Below are 15,114 nucleotides of genomic sequence, written 5' to 3' on the forward strand. Positions count from 1 at the left end.
TGCCTCACAGCTCCTTCGCCAGCCTGTGGATGAAGTCACGGGAACGCTCGGGGTCGAGTGATACCGCCTCCAACTTACGGAAGAGTGTTCGGAAGCGGCAGAGCTGAGCCTCGGCATCGATGAACACGGTGCCGTGAGGGGCGTCGCGTACGACAGTGTCCAGCTTGGGCAGCGGACCGCCCGCGAACACCATGGCACCACCCGCCCCGGCGAAGCCGTCCACGTCGAAAGGGATGACGCGTACGGTGACGTGGTCGGCGGCGGAGATCTCCAGGACACGCAGGAGTTGCGCCCTGGCCTGGGCGCGGTCACCGACCCGGATGCGCAGTGCCGCTTCGTGGATCACGGTGTCGTACGGAATGGGATCGGCACGTTCGATGATGGCCCTGCGGCTCATGCGGTGCGCCACTCGGCGCTCCACGTCGCTCGCCGGGAACTCGGGGTTCATGTACGAGAAGAGGGCGCGGGCGTAGTCGCTCGTCTGGAGAAGCCCGGGCACGTGCAGGAAGTCCACGTCCCACCGGAAGTGGGCACCGTCCTCCAACTCGGCCAGGTCCAGGTACGGGTTGGGCAGCGATCCTCGGTACTCCTCCCACCAGCCCCGCGACCGGCTGCTGGCCATCGCCACGAGGGCGGAAATCAACTGCTCGTCCGTGCACGCGTACTGAGCCGCGAGCCGCCGCAGGCGATCCTCGCTCACCCCTGCGATGCCTGACTCGATCTGGCTCATCTGGACGGAGTTCACCCCGAGCAGGCTCGCAGCCTCGGTCGCCTTGAGTCCGGCTGCCTCGCGCAGTTTCCGCAGCTCAGCGCCCAGGCGTACCTGCCGTGCCGTGGGCTGCCGTCTGGGCGGCATTGCGTCCTCCTCCGCCTCAACGGCGCTGCTGAGACGACTCGTTCGGGGACAGATTACGCGACGCGCTTGCAGCGTAATAAATCTATGCCATACCGTCAGTGACATTGCAGGCACCGTGTGCCACTTCAGCTCCCGTCCCCTCCAAGGAGTCCGCATGCCCGAGACCGAACCCTGGGAGTACTCCCTCTACATCCCGAACGACCCCCGCGCCGTCACCGTCTGCCGCCGCACCCTCCGCCTGGTCCTCGCCCTGCACCACCTGGGTCACCTGACCGACGTCGCCGAGCTGCTGGCGACGGAGCTGGTGACCAATGCCGTGCGGCACACGAAGGGCCCCGCCGCACTGCGGGTCCGCTGGTCGGGGAGCGGTGTGCTGCGGATCGGTGCGTGGGACGCGGACCCGTCGCCGCCCGAGCCGCCGCGGCCGTTCGAGCGGGCGGTGGAAAGGGAGGAGGGTCGGGGGCTGGCTCTGGTCCGGGCCTGTGCGGACGTATGGGGCTGGCAGCCGCTCGCGAGGGAGGGCAACCGGGGCAAGTACGTCTGGTGCGAGCTGGGCCGCACGGCATGATCGGCGTGACGTGGCGGCCGAGTGGCCGGTTCGGCCCACTCCCATCCGCGCGTCGGCGCTGGTGGCGTGAGCCAAAGGGGCCACCGGGTCGCTCGATGTGCATGCGCCGCCGGACTTCGGTATGGTGATCACACGCCGGTCAGCGGGGCGCAAGCCCCCGAGGTTGGCGGTGCGTTGGTCGTCTAAGGAAAGATGCCCCACTTCCTGTGGGGAGATGCAGGTGCAAGGCCTGCCCGGCGCTCGACCAGGAACCCCGGTCCGCTCAGCGGGCCGGGGTTCCTTCGTGTCAGGGGCGCCATACCACCCGGTGCTCCGCCAGATGGCCCAGCACCGCGTGGTTCGCCTCCCAGCCGTCCGGGAACTTCACGAGCGTCCCCAACTGGACCGGTTCCGTGGACGGGTAGTCGTCCAGGAGGCCCAGGACGCCCGCGCGGCAGACCACGACGCAGGCGTGCCGGTGCCGGGAGGCCAGCACGCACAGGCGGCCCGTCTCCAGGTGGAAGGCGGTGGCGTCGGGGCGGCCGGAGAGCGGGTGCAGGACGACCGTGACGTCGTACTCCCGGCCCTGGAGGCGGTTGGCCGTGTCGACGGTCACGTCCGTGACGCCCAGGTCGGCCAGGGCGGAGCGGACCGCCGCCGCCTGGTCGCGGTGGGCCGTGCCGACGGCGACACGGTCGGCGGTGAGCGGCGCCGGGTCGGGAGCCCGCTCCGAGGTGGCCGCGCCCTCCCGGTCCAGCAGGCGCCGGACCACCGTCGCCACCGCGCGCACCGCCTCCGGGTCCGTGCGGGGCGTGTGGCGCGCGGGCAGTTCCAGCAGGCCCCAGCCCGAGGCGGCGGCCTCGTCGATCACCCGGTCGGCGGGGGAACCGTCCGAGGGGGTGCCGAACGTGAGGGTGCGGTCGCCGTGGCCCGTGCCGCTGCGGAAGGGCGTGTACGGGTAGAACGCGTCGGAGATCAGGGGGGCCGCCGATGCCGGGAGCCGCCAGGACACCGGGAGGCGGTGCTGGCGCAGGCCCGGGTTGTGGGCCAGCAGCGTGGTGACCGCGGACGCCGACGGGTCGTACGACAGGCCCGCCCACTGCTCGCCGCCGACGATGGAGAACGGGTCCAGCTGGCCCGGGTCGCCCACGAACAGCGCTTGTTCGAAGAGACCGGCGACGGCCAGCAGGGCGTCGGAGCGCATCTGGTACGCCTCGTCGACGATCGCGTGCCGCCAGGGCTCGTCGACCTTGACGTGCGCCCACTTGGCCGCCGTGGAGATCACCACCGGCAGACCGCTGAGGTCGGCCGCCTTCGCCGACTTGCGGACCTGCGGCAGGTCGTCGAGCGCCTTGTCGTACGGGTCGGCGTCGCTGCTGTGCAGTCGGCCCACCGGCAGCCCGGGGCTCTTCTCCGCCAGCCGGACGACGAGATCGTCGACCTGGGCGTTGGTCTGGGCCACGATCATCAGCGGGCGCCCGGCGTCGGCCAGGTCCAGCGCGGCGCGGACGACGAGGGTGGACTTGCCCGCGCCCGGCGGGGAGTCGACGACCACGCCCCGGTCGGGGCCGTGCAGGGTGTCCTGGAGGATCGCGGCGGTGGCGCGGGCGGCCTCGGCGCCCGGGTCGAAGGCGGTCTCCGGCGTCGTAGCCGTTGGCGTTGTCGTCACAGCAGGTCCTCGTCGGTCAGCGGGTCCGCGGGTTCGGTGGGTGTCTCGCCGGGCGGGCCGCCGTGGGTCCACGGGGTGTTCTCCGGGTCGGGCAGCTTCGGGCCGCCGCGCTGCTCGTGCTCGAAGAGGGTGAAGCAGATCCGGTCCCCCTTCTCCGGCACCGATCCCGCCTCGGGCTCCTTGCCCCGGCCCATCTTGTCCAGGACGCGCAGCACGAGCGTCCCGTCGGCCTCCTGACCGACGAACTCCGCCGACTGCGGCCTGCCGCCGAGCGAGCGGTACACCTTCACCCGCTCGCCGAGCTGCGGGCGGTCGTCCGTGCGTACGCTGACCAGCGGGCGCGGGCTGGGGCGCCTGCCCTCGCCGTACGCCATGACGACGTCGACGACCTCGCCCACGAACGCCTCCCCGGACAGCCGCCGGCCGGCCATCACCAGCGGGTCGTCCAGCGCCTCCTGCGCCTCCAGCCGGGCCTGCTCACGCTCGCGCGTGGCGAGCTTGTTCGCCGCGGTCACCGCGTCGTCGCGGCGCGGCTGCGGGGGTTCGCCCGCCAGGACCCGGTCGCGGTGGCCGGTGAACGACCAGCGGTCCCGCGTCCAGCGCTCCTCCACCCGCGCCCCCGCGGGCAGTTCGCGCAGCAGGTCGAGGCCGCGCCACACCGCGTCCCACGTCGGCCGGGTGACCCGGGCGACCAGGGCGTGGATCTCCCGTTCGGCGGCGGTGACCGCGCCGAGCCGGTCGTCGGCCTCCAGGCCGTCCTCGGCGGCGGCGAGGGCGGTGCGCGCACGGTCGTAGCGCTCGATGGCCGGGGCGAGCAGCCTGTTGTCGAACGCCGGGTCGGTGGCGGGGCCCGCGGGCGGGCAGACCAGCTGGCCGTCCGCGTCCCGGTCCAGCTCCGCGCGCAGGGCCGCGTCGGCGCCGGTGGTGCCGTCCGGGGGGTCGATCCAGGCGAGCAGGGCGCCCAGGTGCTGGTCCTCGAGACTGGACTGGCCGGTCGCCCAGTGCCGGGACAGCACGTCCGTCAGGGCGAGCAGCAGGGACGAGCCGGGGACCCGGGCCCGCTCGCCGTAGTGGGTCAGCCAGCGGCCGAGCAGCGGCACCCGGGGCGGCGCCGGGTGCGGGGTCTCGGGGTCCTGCTCGGCGGTGCGGCGGAACCGCATCGAGCGGCCCAGCAGCCGTACCAGGTCGATGCCCGCGCGGCTCGGCACGATCAGCTGCGGGGCGTCCGCGCACAGGTCCACCTCGACCTTGACCCGCTTGCCGGTCTCCGGGTCGGTCTCGGTGCGCTCGGCGGCCTCCACGTCGTCGGCGTAGCCGTCGATGTACGGCAGGACGACGTCGGCCAGCTCGGCCAGGAACGCGAACCTGAGGTCGCGGTCGCGCGGCTGCGGGACGGCCAGCAGCCGGGGCGCGTCCCGGTCGGTGCCGACCAGCGCGCCGAGCGGTGCGCCGGCCTCACCCGCGGTGGTCAGCGGTACGAGGACCAGGGGGCGGTCGGACAGATGCCGGTGCCGGACGGTGGCGGTGGGCTGGGCGCGGCCTGTGTCGACGGCCTCGAGGCGTGCGAGGGTGGTGATCAGCGTCATACGGCCACCCCCCGTACGATCTCGCCGAGGGCCTTCGCGCTCCGGCCAACGGCCCGCTTGCTCTCGCCGAGGGCCTCCGCCCGCAGCCGTGCCGCGCGTCGCAGCGCGGCCACCGCCGGGTCGTCCGGGTCGCCGCTCTCGCCGCGCGCCGCCGCCAGGACGTCCCCGACCGTCGCGAGGCCGCCCAGTTCGGCGCGGACCGGGCGGCCGAGGGTGGTCACCGCGCCGGACGCGCGGGAGCGGTCCCGGCAGTGGAAGGCCAGCTCGCAGGCGGACAGGCACTCCGGCGCGTAGGTCGCCGGGACCGCCGCCACCGCCGCCGTCAGCTCCTCGGCGGGCAGCTCGGGCGAGAAGCAGACGCCCTCGGGGAGCGTGTCCGCGATCTCCTCGATACGGGTCAGCCGGTCCAGCTGGCGGCGGGTGACCGCGCGCTGCTTGCGGACGTCGACGGCGGACGCGGTGGGCAGGTTGGAGAAGTCCTTCGGGCAGACCAGCAGGACGCGGTGGCCCACGCGCGGGGGCGGGTCGAGCCGGGCCGCGACCTCCTCCAGCGCCAGCACGTACACCGCCGCCTGCCGGGCTGCGGCGCCCACCTTCGCCGGGTCCGCCGACCCGTCCAGCATCGGGAACGACTTGATCTCCACGACCGTCCACCGGCCGTCCGGGTGCACCACCACCGCGTCCGGCTCCAGGAACGCCGGGGAACCGGCGACCTCCATCGCCAGCATCGGATGGTCGAGCAGCGTCCAGCCGCCCGCCTCGACGGCCTCCCGCAGCGCCAGCGCCGTACGCGCGGCACGCCCCTCGGGGCCGGTCGCCGTCAGGTCGGGCACGCTCGCCCCTGCGGGCGGCTCCGCACCGGGGTCGAGCCGCTCCCGCACGAGCCGCAGCAGCTCGGCGCCGCCGTCGGCCTTGACCCGCGCCTCGAAGGCGTTGCCCCGCATGAAGGCGAACTGGGACTGGCCGAAACCCGACGGCGAGCCCAGCGCCTCCGCCAGCCGCGCCTTGTCCACCCCGGCGCCGTCGAGGATCGCCCGTCGTCTGCATCCGGGGTTGGCGGCCAGCGCCGCGAGGGCGCGTGCGTCCAGTGCCTTCGCCGGTACATCGGGACCGCGCAGCTCAGCGAGCTGGTGCCGGAGCCCCGTCCCCCGCGTCCTTGGGGGCGGCACCCGGCTCGACTCCGGCTGTGAGCCGCGACTCGCGCTGCCGTGGAATTCGTTCACCCGCCGAAGTCTGGCATCCGCCACTGACAATCGAGGCGGGTGCGCCGGCGGAGCCGCCCGTGACCGGTGTGATCCGCGCCAGCAGCCAGGCCCGCGCCCGCTGCGCGGTCCGCATCACCAGCGGGGTCAGCAGCAGCCCGGCGCCCATCACGGCGGCGCCCGCGACCGCGTCGAGGAAGTAGTGGTTGGCGGTGCCCATCACCACGATCGTGGTCACCAGCGGGTAGACCACGCCCGCGATCCGCCCGAGCCGGTTCCCGCTGTAGCGCCACAGCAGCACACCGCACCACAGCGCCCAGCCCACGTGCAGGCTCGGCATCGCCGCGTACTGGTTCGTCAGCCCGCCGAGCCCGCGCGGCGCGCTCGCCTCACCGGCCCACCAGCCGTACGAGCTGTACTGGGCCATCGTGTCCACGAAGCCGTGCCCGGCGTCGAGCAGCCGGGGCGGGCAGGTCGGCAGCAGGGTGAAGCCGATCAGGCCGAGGAACGTCGACGTCATCAGCCAGGTGCGGGCGGCGCGGTAGTGCACGGTCCGGGAGCGGAAGATCCACACCAGGATCACGGGGGTAACGAGATAGTGCAGCGACGCGTACCAGAAGTCCGCCGGGACGCCGATCCACGCCTCGCTCGTGAAGAGACGGTTGAGCGGGTGCTCCGCGTTGATGTGGAGCACCTTCTCGATCCTGAGGATCGCCAGGCCGTGGTCCACCGCCGTGGACACATCACCGCGGGCGAGCAGCCGGCCGGCCGAGTAGCAGGCGTACACCAGGAGGATCAGCGGCAGCTCGGTCCACCAGCGCAGCCGGGGCCGACCGGTCGCCTCGGTGCCCGGTGTCTCGGCGTGCGGCATCCGTCGCCCTCCCCCTTCTTGGTCACGCGGCACCGTGTGGGCCGGCCGCCCACTTTACGGCGTATGTGCGGCCCGGCAGGTGCCTCGGCCCTGATAGACGCAGAGATCGACCCGTGGGTTGCTCCCGCACAGCGTGCGCGATGATGGAGGGGTTCCGCCTCCCGTTTCCCGATTTCCCCGGAAGGTCGCTCATGGCTCCGCGCATCCTGCTGGCCCGGCACGGACAGACCGAGTGGTCGCTGTCCGGCAAGCACACCGGCAGGACCGACGTACCCCTCCTGGAGGAGGGGCGGCGCGGCGCGAAGCTCCTCGGCGAGCGGCTGCACCGGGCGCCGTACGACGGGCTGCCGGGGGCCGAGGTGCGGACCAGCCCGCTGGCACGCGCGCGTGAGACGTGCGAACTCGCGGGTTTCGGGGAGCGGGCGCGCGGCTGGGACGCGCTGATGGAGTGGGACTACGGGTCGTACGAGGGGATGACCCCCGCCGAGATACAGGACGTCCGCCCCGGTTGGCTGATATGGCGGGACGGGGTCCCCGGGGGCGAGAGCCTCGCCGAGGTGACCGCACGCGCGGACGAGGTCGTCGCCTGGGCGCGCGAGCGTGAGGGCGATGTGCTGGTCTTCGCCCACGGGCACATCCTGCGGTCCGTCGCGGCGCGCTGGCTCGGCCTGCCGCTCGACTTCGCCGCCCGTGTCCGCCTCAACCCGACCAGCCTGTCCGTCCTGGGGTGGGCCTATGGGGAGCCCGCCATCGAGACGTGGAACGACGTGGGGCACCTGGCGCCCGCGTGACGGCGCGCCGAGCGCTCACGCGGGGCGCCCCTCGTGTCGCTCCAGGAACTCCGACACCCCGGAAGCCCGCCGGTGCGGCAGCAGCACCCGCGCGGTTCCCGCGAGCATCGCCTGGACCCGGGACGACTGCACCTGGTCCAGCAGGTCGAGCACCCGCATGCCCGCCGCCGCGGCCTCGTCCGGCCGTCCGCCGCGCGCCAGGTCGTCCGCGAGTTCCGCGGTGTAGAGGGCGATGTTGCGGGTGAAGTGGGGGTCCTGGAGCCGGGCGGCCCGGCGGGCGTGCCGGGCGGCGCGCGGCCAGTCGCCGAGCATGGACCAGCACTGCGCCTCCAGGCCCTCCAGTTCGGCCTCTCCGTAGAAGCTCATCCACTCGGGGTCGGCGTCCGAGTGGCCCCGCCCGAAGAGGGCCTGCGCCCGTACGAGCGCCTGTTCGCAGCCCGCGCGGTCGGCGAGGCCCGCCCAGCCGCCCGCCTCGCGCAGCGCGAGCAGCGACATCAGGCGGTCCGAGCCGAGCGGCCGGGCGATGCGCTGTGCGGCCTGGGCCGCCCGCACCGCCTCCCGGGGCCGTCCGCAGTCCCGCGCCAGGAACGCCGTGTTGCAGAAGGCGTGCGCCTCCAGGCCCGCGTCCCCGGTCACCCGGGCGGTGGCGAGGGCTTCGGCGTAGTGGGAGCGGGCGTCGTCGAAGCGGCCGGAGTCATGGGCCAGCCAGCCCACGGAGATGGCCAGTTCACCGGCGCCGGAGTGCAGCCGGTCGGCGGTCACCTGCCGGGTCGTACCGGCGTCCAGCAGCGCGTAGGCGGCGCGCAGGGGAGCCGCCGCGCGCCGGTAGAGCCCGTCCGCGCCGTGCCGGTCGTCCAGCAGCCGGATTCTGCGGACCGCCTCTTCGAGGACGCTCGCCTCGCTCGCCCCGGCGCGCCGCACGGGACGTTCCGCGGCGGCGGCGTCGAAGGCGAGCCCGAACGGGCCCAGCGAGGCGGCGGCCACGGTGGCGCCCCCGCCGGTCATGAATGCGCGACGCAGCACGTCGCTCTCCTCGTAGTTGTCGTGCGTGTCGTACGGGCCCAGCGGGTCGTACGGATTCCGCGGGTCGTACGGATCCTGCGTGTCATACGGCTCATAGGCCACACGCGTCTCACTGATGGTGTTCGGCGGGCTCGTGGTGTGCACGACAGGCGCCTCCGACGCGGAGCGCGCGCCGCGTCCGCGTACGGACGAGCGGGGCGCGAACCCCAGGTCGGTGAGCGTGCGACCGGGGAACATGTGCAGGAACACCCGCTCGTACGCGTAGTTGGGGCAGCGGATCTCACCCGATTCCACCCGGCCGATGTAGCGCGCGTCACAGCACACCCGCTCACCGATCTCCCGGGCGGCCCGGCGGACCGCCGCCGCGAACTCGGCCGGTGAACGCCCGCCGCGCAGACCGCGGAAGACGAGGTTCGGCCGGGCTGGCCGGTCTGGCTGGGACGAGGTCACCGTTGACGACGTCATGGCCGGGTCCTCTCGTGCGAACCGTCGAACCATGCCGGACCCGGGATGAGTTGCCCGTGCTGTCGGCATGGATTCCCCGGTTCCGGCGAGCAAGAAAGTACCTGCTGTATCGGGTTCGCCACGCAGTGTTTGGCTACAAACCGGATATCTCATCCGTGATCTGCCATGAAGTGCCATCCTTTGCGGCGGACTTCCGCCGTAGCCGTTGACGCCGCCAGGCGTTGAACCCGGTGGACCGGGAGCCGCCCGACCCCCGGCCTGCTCGCCCAAGGAGGGTTTCGTGGTGGAGGCCGGGATGGAGACGACGACCCCGAGAACGGCACCGGCGGCGACGGCGGCGGCACCGCAGGCCGGCTGCGACCTCGTGACCGTACCGGCCCGGCAGGGCCTGGAAGCCGTCGACATCCTGCGGCGGGGCGCCGGGGACGGCGTCGGCCCCGTTCTGCACGACGACGACTGTGACACCCTCTGCTTCGTGGTCCCGGCCGGTACGGCGGACGCCTGGGACGTGCCCGGCAGCGTCTGCACCCAGACCGACGGCCGGGGACAGAGCCTCGTACCCGAACCGCCCGTGGCGGGCGCCGACTGGCTGCTGCCGCCCGACGAGGCCGACGGAGCCACCGACCCGGCCGTACTGCGGCGGGCCCTCGGGGAGGCGGCCCGGATCATCGAGGCGGCGGACAGCTGCCGCTGAGGGCGCACGGCGGCCCGCCCTCCCCTCCCTTCCTGCGACAATGACCGGATGGGAAGGTCCAGGAACGCACGGCGCGGACAGGCCGCCACCGCCCCGGTCGTCGAGCCCGTCGACGGAGGGCTCGCCGAGCTGACCCCCGACCGGGACCGGGCACGCGCGTGGACCCTGCACATCGACGGCGCCCCGCAGTCGCACGTCGACCTCGACGACCCGACCTGCCTGGACTTCGAGTACCAGCGCCGCCTCGGCCACGTCATCGACCTCGCCGCGCCGCCCGGGAGCCCCGTGCACGCCGTGCACCTCGGCGGCGGCGCCCTCACCCTGGCCCGCTACGTCGCCGCCACCCGCCCCCGCTCCACCCAGCAGGTCGTCGAACGCGACGCGCCCCTCGTCCAACTGGTCCGCCGCGAGCTGCCGCTGCCCGCCGGCGCCCGCGTCCGGGTGCGGTCGGCGGACGCCCGCGAAGGGCTGGCCAAGGTGCCCGACGGCTGGGCCGACCTCGTCATCACCGATGTCTTCAGCGGCGCCCGCACCCCCGCCCACCTCACCTCCGCCGAGTTCCTCGACGAGGCCCGCCGCGCCCTGCGCCCCGGCGGGGTGTACGCCGCCAACCTCGCCGACGGCCCGCCGCTCGCCCACCTGCGCGGCCAGATCGCCACCGCCGCCGCCCGCTTCGGGGAACTCGCCCTGATCGCCGACCCGGCCGTACTGCGCGGCAAGCGCTTCGGCAACGCCGTCCTGGTCGCCGCCGACCAGCCGCTGCCCGTCGCGGAACTCACCCGCCGCGCCGCCTCCGACCGGCAGCCGGCCCGCGTCGAACACGGCCGGGCGCTCCTCGACTTCACCGGCGGCGCGCCGGTCGTCACGGACGCCGCGGCGGTCGCCTCACCGGCCCCGCCCCCGTCGGTGTTCCGCTGACCGGACGGTCGTCACGACCCCGCGGGGGCGGTCAGTACGACCCGATCTCCACCCGCGGCGGACCGTCGTGCCAGGTGCAGAACACCGACACCCGGTCGGCGCCCGACGCGAACTCCACCCGGATCCACGACTCCGTCTTCCACACCTGCATCGACCAGCCCGCGTCCGGGGTCGCCGAGACCAGGGTCGCGTGGTCGTCGCGCAGATCGAACACCGCCCGGCCGCCGTCGGTGTCGTAGCTCTTCACCTCGCCGGAGGACGTGGGGGTCGCCGCGGGCGTGGGGGAGGAGGGCCCGGGCTCCGTGGACGGGGTGGGCGAGGTGCTCGGCGCGGTGGGGGCGCTCGGGCTCGGGGACGGGTCAGCCGGGGTCTTCGAGGGGCCGGGGCGGCGGGTGCTCGCCGAGGTGGCCAGCGGCTGGGAGTCCTGGGTGGTCGCGTCCGCCGCGGTGACGGGCAGGGCGCGGGGCGGGTCGTAGACCGTGCCCTCCAGGACCGTGTGCACGCCCCACCAGGACAGCGCGGCCGCGGCACCGGTGGCCATCGACCAGGCGAGTACGTGTACGAATCCTCTGAGCATCGCGGGCCATACTGCCTCACCCGTCACGGCGGGCGCAGCCGGGGGGAGTTATCCACAGGCGGTTGTCCACAGGCCCGGACCGGTGCCGCCCGAATGGCGTACGGTGCGGCGCATGGCAAGTGTGCTCGTGGTCGAGGACGACCAGTTCGTACGCTCGGCGCTGATCAGGCACCTGACCGACGCCGCGCACACCGTGCGCAGCGTGGGTACGGCGCTGGAGGCGCTGCGCGAGGTCGCCCATCTCCGTTTCGACGTGGTCATCCTGGACCTCGGACTGCCCGACCTCGACGGGTCCGAGGCCCTGAAGATGCTGCGCGGCATCACCGACGTCCCGGTGATCATCGCCACCGCCCGGGACGACGAGGCGGAGATCGTCCGGCTGCTCAACGCGGGCGCGGACGACTATCTGACCAAGCCGTTCTCCGTCGAGCACCTCTCGGCCCGGATCGCCGCCGTGCTGCGCCGCGCCCGCGCCGCCAGCGCCGAGACCGCGCCCGACACCGTGCTGCGGGTCGGCGGACTGACGGTGGACCCCCTGCGCCGCCAGGCCGAACTGGACGGGGAGCGCCTCGACCTGACCCGCCGCGAGTTCGACCTGCTCGCCTTCCTCGCGGGCCGCCCCGGCGTCGTCGTACCACGCCGCGACCTGCTCGCCGAGGTCTGGCAGCAGTCGTACGGCGACGACCAGACCATCGACGTCCATCTGTCCTGGCTACGGCGGAAACTGGGCGAGACGGCGGCCCGGCCCCGCTATCTGCACACCCTGCGCGGGGTCGGCGTGAAGCTGGAGCCACCGGCCGGGGAAACGGGGCTGACCCGATGAGGTGGGCACTGGTCAAGGTCTCGCTCGCGGTCACCGCCATGGTCGTGGTCGCCTTCGCCGTACCGCTCGGGCTGGTCATCAAGGAGATGGCCCGCGACCGCGCCTTCGCCAACGCCGAGCGGGAGGCCGCCGCGATCGCTCCGGCGCTGTCCATCACCACCGACCGCGACCAGCTGGAACGGGTCGTCGCCTCCGCGGGCTCGGACGACGGCATGGCCGTGCACATCCCGGCCGTCGAGGGCTCGGGTGACGAACAGGAGGCGGCGGCCGTCGAGATCGGACGGCAGCGCGCCACCGACCAGGACATCGAGGCCACCCGGAAGATGGGCCGCGCCTCCACCGCGCGCGTGCCCGGAGGTTCGGCCCTGCTCCAGCCCGTGGCGCTCAGCTCCGGCCAGATCGCCGTGGTCGAGGTGCACATCCCGGACACCGCCGTCGGCAAGGGCGTCGGCACCGCGTGGACGGTCCTCGCCGGGGTCGGCCTGGCGCTGATCGTCGGCTCCGTCGCGGTCGCCGACCGGCTGGGCGTGCGGATGGTGCGGCCCGCGCAGCGCCTCGTCCGGGGCGCCCGGGAACTCGGCGAGGGCAAGCTCGGGGCGCGCGTGCCGGAGGAGGGGCCGACCGAACTGCGGCTCGCGGCGGTGTCGTTCAACTCGATGGCCGACCAGGTCGTGCAACTCCTCGCCAACGAGAGGGAACTGGCGGCCGACCTCTCCCACCGCCTGCGCACCCCGCTGACCGTGCTCCGGCTGAATGCCGCCTCACTCGGCGACGGACCGGCCGCCGAGCAGACCCGCGCCGCCGTCGCCCAGCTGGAGCGGGAGGTCGACACCATCATCCGCACCGCCCGCGAGGCCAAGCCGCAGACCGCGGCCGTGGGGCCCGGCGCCGGGTGCGACGCGGCCGAAGTGGTCCGCGAGCGGATGGAGTTCTGGTCGGCGCTCGCCGAGGACGAGGGCCGCAAGTGGCGGGTCGCCGGGGTGGACCGGCCGGTGCGGATACCCGTGGCCCGCGCCGACCTCGCCGCCGCCCTGGACGCGCTCCTCGGCAATGTCTTCCGGCACACCCGGGAGGGCACCGCCTTCGCGGTCGACGTCCACAACGGGGAGGACGCGGTGATCGTCCTGGTCTCCGACGCGGGCCCCGGCATAGCCGACCCCGAGGCCGCGATGTCCCGGGGCCGCGGCTCCGGCACCGACGGCTCCACCGGCCTCGGCCTGGACATCGTCCGCCGCCTCGCCGAATCCACCGGCGGCGACGTCCGCATCGGCTCCTCCGTCCTCGGCGGCACGGAGATCCGCATCTGGATCCAGCTCGACGACCGCGAAGGGGCACCGCTTAGGCGGGGACACCGGGGCGCGGTCCGCCGCCGCCGTGCCTCCAAGCCGGTCGCGACGGCGGGGCGGGGAGGGCGTGGGGCGTCGGTTTAATCGGCCCCGATGCCTTCCTTAAGCCCACCCTAAGATCGCCAACCCCCGCCCGGAAGACGGCCTTTGTCCGTTCGCCGGTGGCTAGCGTGCTGCCACACCCCCCACCTTCGATCAACCAGAGGCAGGCACGAGATGAGCACGCACCGGCGTGGACTGAGCCGCAGGAACAAGGCGATCGGCGGAGCCGTCGCCGCGGCCGTGATCGGCGGTGGCGCCGTCCTGTTCTCCGGCACCGCGCAGGCCGCCGGTGTCGACGCCGCGTACACCAGGACCAGCGAGTGGTCGACCGGCTACACCGCCCAGTACGTGGTCACCAACAACAGCGGCGCCAGGAAGGCCGACTGGACCCTGGAGTTCGACCTGCCGTCCGGCGCCACGCTCAGCTCACTGTGGAACGGCGAGTCCGGCGTCAGCGGGCGGCACATCACCGTACGGCCGCCGAAGTGGGACACCGACGGCCTGGCCGTGGGCGAGTCCCTCACCGTCGGCTTCGTCGTGGGCGGCTCCGGCGACCCCACCGGCTGCCTCATCGACGACGCCAAGTGCTCCACGGACGACACCGCCACGCCCGAGCCCACCGGCCGCCCCACCGACACCCCCACCCAGACCGCGACCTCCACTCCGACCGCGACTCCGACCCCGACAGCCACCCCCACGCAGACCCAGACCCCCACCGACACGCCCTCGCAGAGTCCCGGCACCCCCACCACCGCCGCCTTCGCGCCCTACGTCGACACCTCGCTCTACCCGGCCTTCGACCTGCTCGCCAGCGCCGAGGCGACCGGCGTCAAGGACTACAACCTCGCCTTCGTCACGGACGGCGGTGGCTGCACCCCGAAGTGGGGCGGTGTCACCGACCTGGCGAGCGACGCGGTGGCCGGACAGATCGGCGCCCTGCGGGCGAAGGGCGGCGACGTACGGGTCTCCTTCGGCGGGGCGGCCGGCGCCGAGCTGGCCACGGCCTGCTCCTCGGCGGACGCGCTGGCGACGGCGTACGGGAAGGTCGTGGACGCCTACGACCTCACCAAGGTCGACTTCGACGTCGAGGGCGGCGCGCTGCCGGACGCGGCGGCCAACACCCGCCGCGCCCAGGCGATAGCGCGGCTCCAGAAGGACCACCCGGACCTGGACGTGTCCTTCACGCTGCCCGTGATGCCGGAGGGCCTCACCCAGCCCGGCGTCGACCTGCTCGCCGACGCCAAGCGCAACGGCGTCCGCATCGACGCGGTCAACATCATGGCGATGGACTACGGCCCGGCGTACAGCGGCGACATGGGCACCTACGCCGAGCAGGCCGCCACCGCCACCCAGGCGCAGATCAAGAGCGTCCTCGGGCTCAGCGACAGCGCCGCCTGGAAGACCGTCGCCGTCACCCCGATGATCGGGGTCAACGACGTGGTGACCGAGATATTCAAGGTCGAGGACGCCACCCAGCTGGTGAGGTTCGCCGAGGCCAAGGGGCTGGGCTGGCTGTCCATGTGGTCCGCGACCCGCGACAGGCAGTGCCCGGGCGGCGCGAAGAACTCCGCCGACCCCACGTGCAGCTCGGTCCTCCAGGACGACTTCGCCTTCAGCAAGGCGTTCGCGGCCTACGAGTAGGCCGGAAGAACAGGGCGGGAAAGACCGGGGCGCGGCACCCCCACAGTGCCGCGCCCCGCCCCC

At 73.8% G+C, this 15,114-nt stretch carries 14 protein-coding genes; 7 read left to right on the plus strand and 7 right to left on the minus strand.

Annotated elements, in window-relative coordinates; all coding sequences use genetic code 11:
• Window positions 1–4 precede the first annotated feature (4 nt).
• Window positions 5–856, minus strand: coding sequence for a helix-turn-helix transcriptional regulator (locus KBY47_RS16080; protein WP_210921803.1), 852 nt, complete (start codon window positions 854–856; stop codon window positions 5–7).
• Window positions 857–1,010: 154 nt separating this feature from the next.
• On the opposite strand from KBY47_RS16080, the gene KBY47_RS16085 reads away from it, so the two are divergent.
• The gene (locus tag KBY47_RS16085) at window positions 1,011–1,424 is read left to right on the plus strand and encodes an ATP-binding protein (protein WP_210921804.1); all 414 of its coding nucleotides are present in this window, start codon (window positions 1,011–1,013) and stop codon (window positions 1,422–1,424) included.
• Window positions 1,425–1,710: 286 nt separating this feature from the next.
• Here the strand turns inward: KBY47_RS16085 and KBY47_RS16090 are convergent, their stop codons facing one another.
• From KBY47_RS16090 to KBY47_RS16105, 4 genes are read right to left on the minus strand one after another with little or no spacing between them, the layout of a single operon-like run.
• On the minus strand, window positions 1,711–3,072 hold the full coding sequence (locus tag KBY47_RS16090; protein WP_210921805.1) for an AAA family ATPase: 1,362 nt from the start codon (window positions 3,070–3,072) through the stop codon (window positions 1,711–1,713).
• On the minus strand, window positions 3,069–4,658 hold the full coding sequence (locus KBY47_RS16095) for a hypothetical protein (protein ID WP_210921806.1): 1,590 nt from the start codon (window positions 4,656–4,658) through the stop codon (window positions 3,069–3,071). The genes KBY47_RS16090 and KBY47_RS16095 overlap by 4 nt, the downstream gene beginning before the upstream one ends.
• Entirely contained in the window at window positions 4,655–5,827 is a 1,173-nt protein-coding gene (locus KBY47_RS16100) for a hypothetical protein (protein WP_308405176.1), read from the minus strand. Before KBY47_RS16100 ends, KBY47_RS16095 begins: the two co-directional genes overlap by 4 nt.
• Window positions 5,778–6,731 carry a phosphatase PAP2 family protein gene (locus KBY47_RS16105; protein ID WP_210921808.1) on the minus strand — a complete coding sequence of 318 codons (954 nt, stop codon included), beginning with the start codon at window positions 6,729–6,731 and terminating at the stop codon, window positions 5,778–5,780. The genes KBY47_RS16100 and KBY47_RS16105 overlap by 50 nt, the downstream gene beginning before the upstream one ends.
• A gap of 191 nt (window positions 6,732–6,922) precedes the next feature.
• On the opposite strand from KBY47_RS16105, the gene KBY47_RS16110 reads away from it, so the two are divergent.
• A complete protein-coding gene (locus KBY47_RS16110) occupies window positions 6,923–7,522 on the plus strand; it encodes a histidine phosphatase family protein (RefSeq protein WP_210921809.1) in 600 nt (199 codons plus the stop codon).
• A 15-nt stretch (window positions 7,523–7,537) separates the two neighbouring features.
• On the opposite strand, the gene KBY47_RS16115 is transcribed toward KBY47_RS16110, so the two are convergent.
• Entirely contained in the window at window positions 7,538–9,010 is a 1,473-nt protein-coding gene (locus KBY47_RS16115; RefSeq protein WP_210921810.1) for a hypothetical protein, read from the minus strand.
• Between the two features lie 280 nt (window positions 9,011–9,290).
• Between KBY47_RS16115 and KBY47_RS16120 the strand changes: the two genes are divergently transcribed.
• Both KBY47_RS16120 and KBY47_RS16125 read left to right on the plus strand, forming a co-directional pair.
• Window positions 9,291–9,704 (plus strand): hypothetical protein, encoded by a 414-nt coding sequence (locus KBY47_RS16120; RefSeq protein WP_374103086.1) that lies wholly within the window; start codon window positions 9,291–9,293, stop codon window positions 9,702–9,704.
• A gap of 48 nt (window positions 9,705–9,752) precedes the next feature.
• The gene (locus KBY47_RS16125; RefSeq protein WP_210921811.1) at window positions 9,753–10,622 is read left to right on the plus strand and encodes a spermidine synthase; all 870 of its coding nucleotides are present in this window, start codon (window positions 9,753–9,755) and stop codon (window positions 10,620–10,622) included.
• Window positions 10,623–10,653: 31 nt separating this feature from the next.
• On the opposite strand, the gene KBY47_RS16130 is transcribed toward KBY47_RS16125, so the two are convergent.
• Window positions 10,654–11,199 carry a hypothetical protein gene (locus KBY47_RS16130; RefSeq protein ID WP_210921812.1) on the minus strand — a complete coding sequence of 182 codons (546 nt, stop codon included), beginning with the start codon at window positions 11,197–11,199 and terminating at the stop codon, window positions 10,654–10,656.
• Window positions 11,200–11,311: 112 nt separating this feature from the next.
• On the opposite strand from KBY47_RS16130, the gene KBY47_RS16135 reads away from it, so the two are divergent.
• The 3 genes from KBY47_RS16135 to KBY47_RS16145 all read left to right on the plus strand — a co-directional run bounded on the left by KBY47_RS16135 (window position 11,312) and on the right by KBY47_RS16145 (window position 15,051).
• The gene (locus tag KBY47_RS16135; RefSeq protein ID WP_210921813.1) at window positions 11,312–12,022 is read left to right on the plus strand and encodes a response regulator transcription factor; all 711 of its coding nucleotides are present in this window, start codon (window positions 11,312–11,314) and stop codon (window positions 12,020–12,022) included.
• A complete protein-coding gene (locus KBY47_RS16140; protein ID WP_210921814.1) occupies window positions 12,019–13,452 on the plus strand; it encodes a HAMP domain-containing sensor histidine kinase in 1,434 nt (477 codons plus the stop codon). The genes KBY47_RS16135 and KBY47_RS16140 overlap by 4 nt, the downstream gene beginning before the upstream one ends.
• Before the next feature lie 132 nt (window positions 13,453–13,584).
• Window positions 13,585–15,051 (plus strand): cellulose binding domain-containing protein, encoded by a 1,467-nt coding sequence (locus tag KBY47_RS16145; protein WP_210921815.1) that lies wholly within the window; start codon window positions 13,585–13,587, stop codon window positions 15,049–15,051.
• Window positions 15,052–15,114 lie beyond the last annotated feature (63 nt).

The sequence above is a fragment of the Streptomyces sp. B93 genome, from assembly GCF_018070565.1.
In the GTDB taxonomy this organism is placed as follows: domain Bacteria; phylum Actinomycetota; class Actinomycetes; order Streptomycetales; family Streptomycetaceae; genus Streptomyces.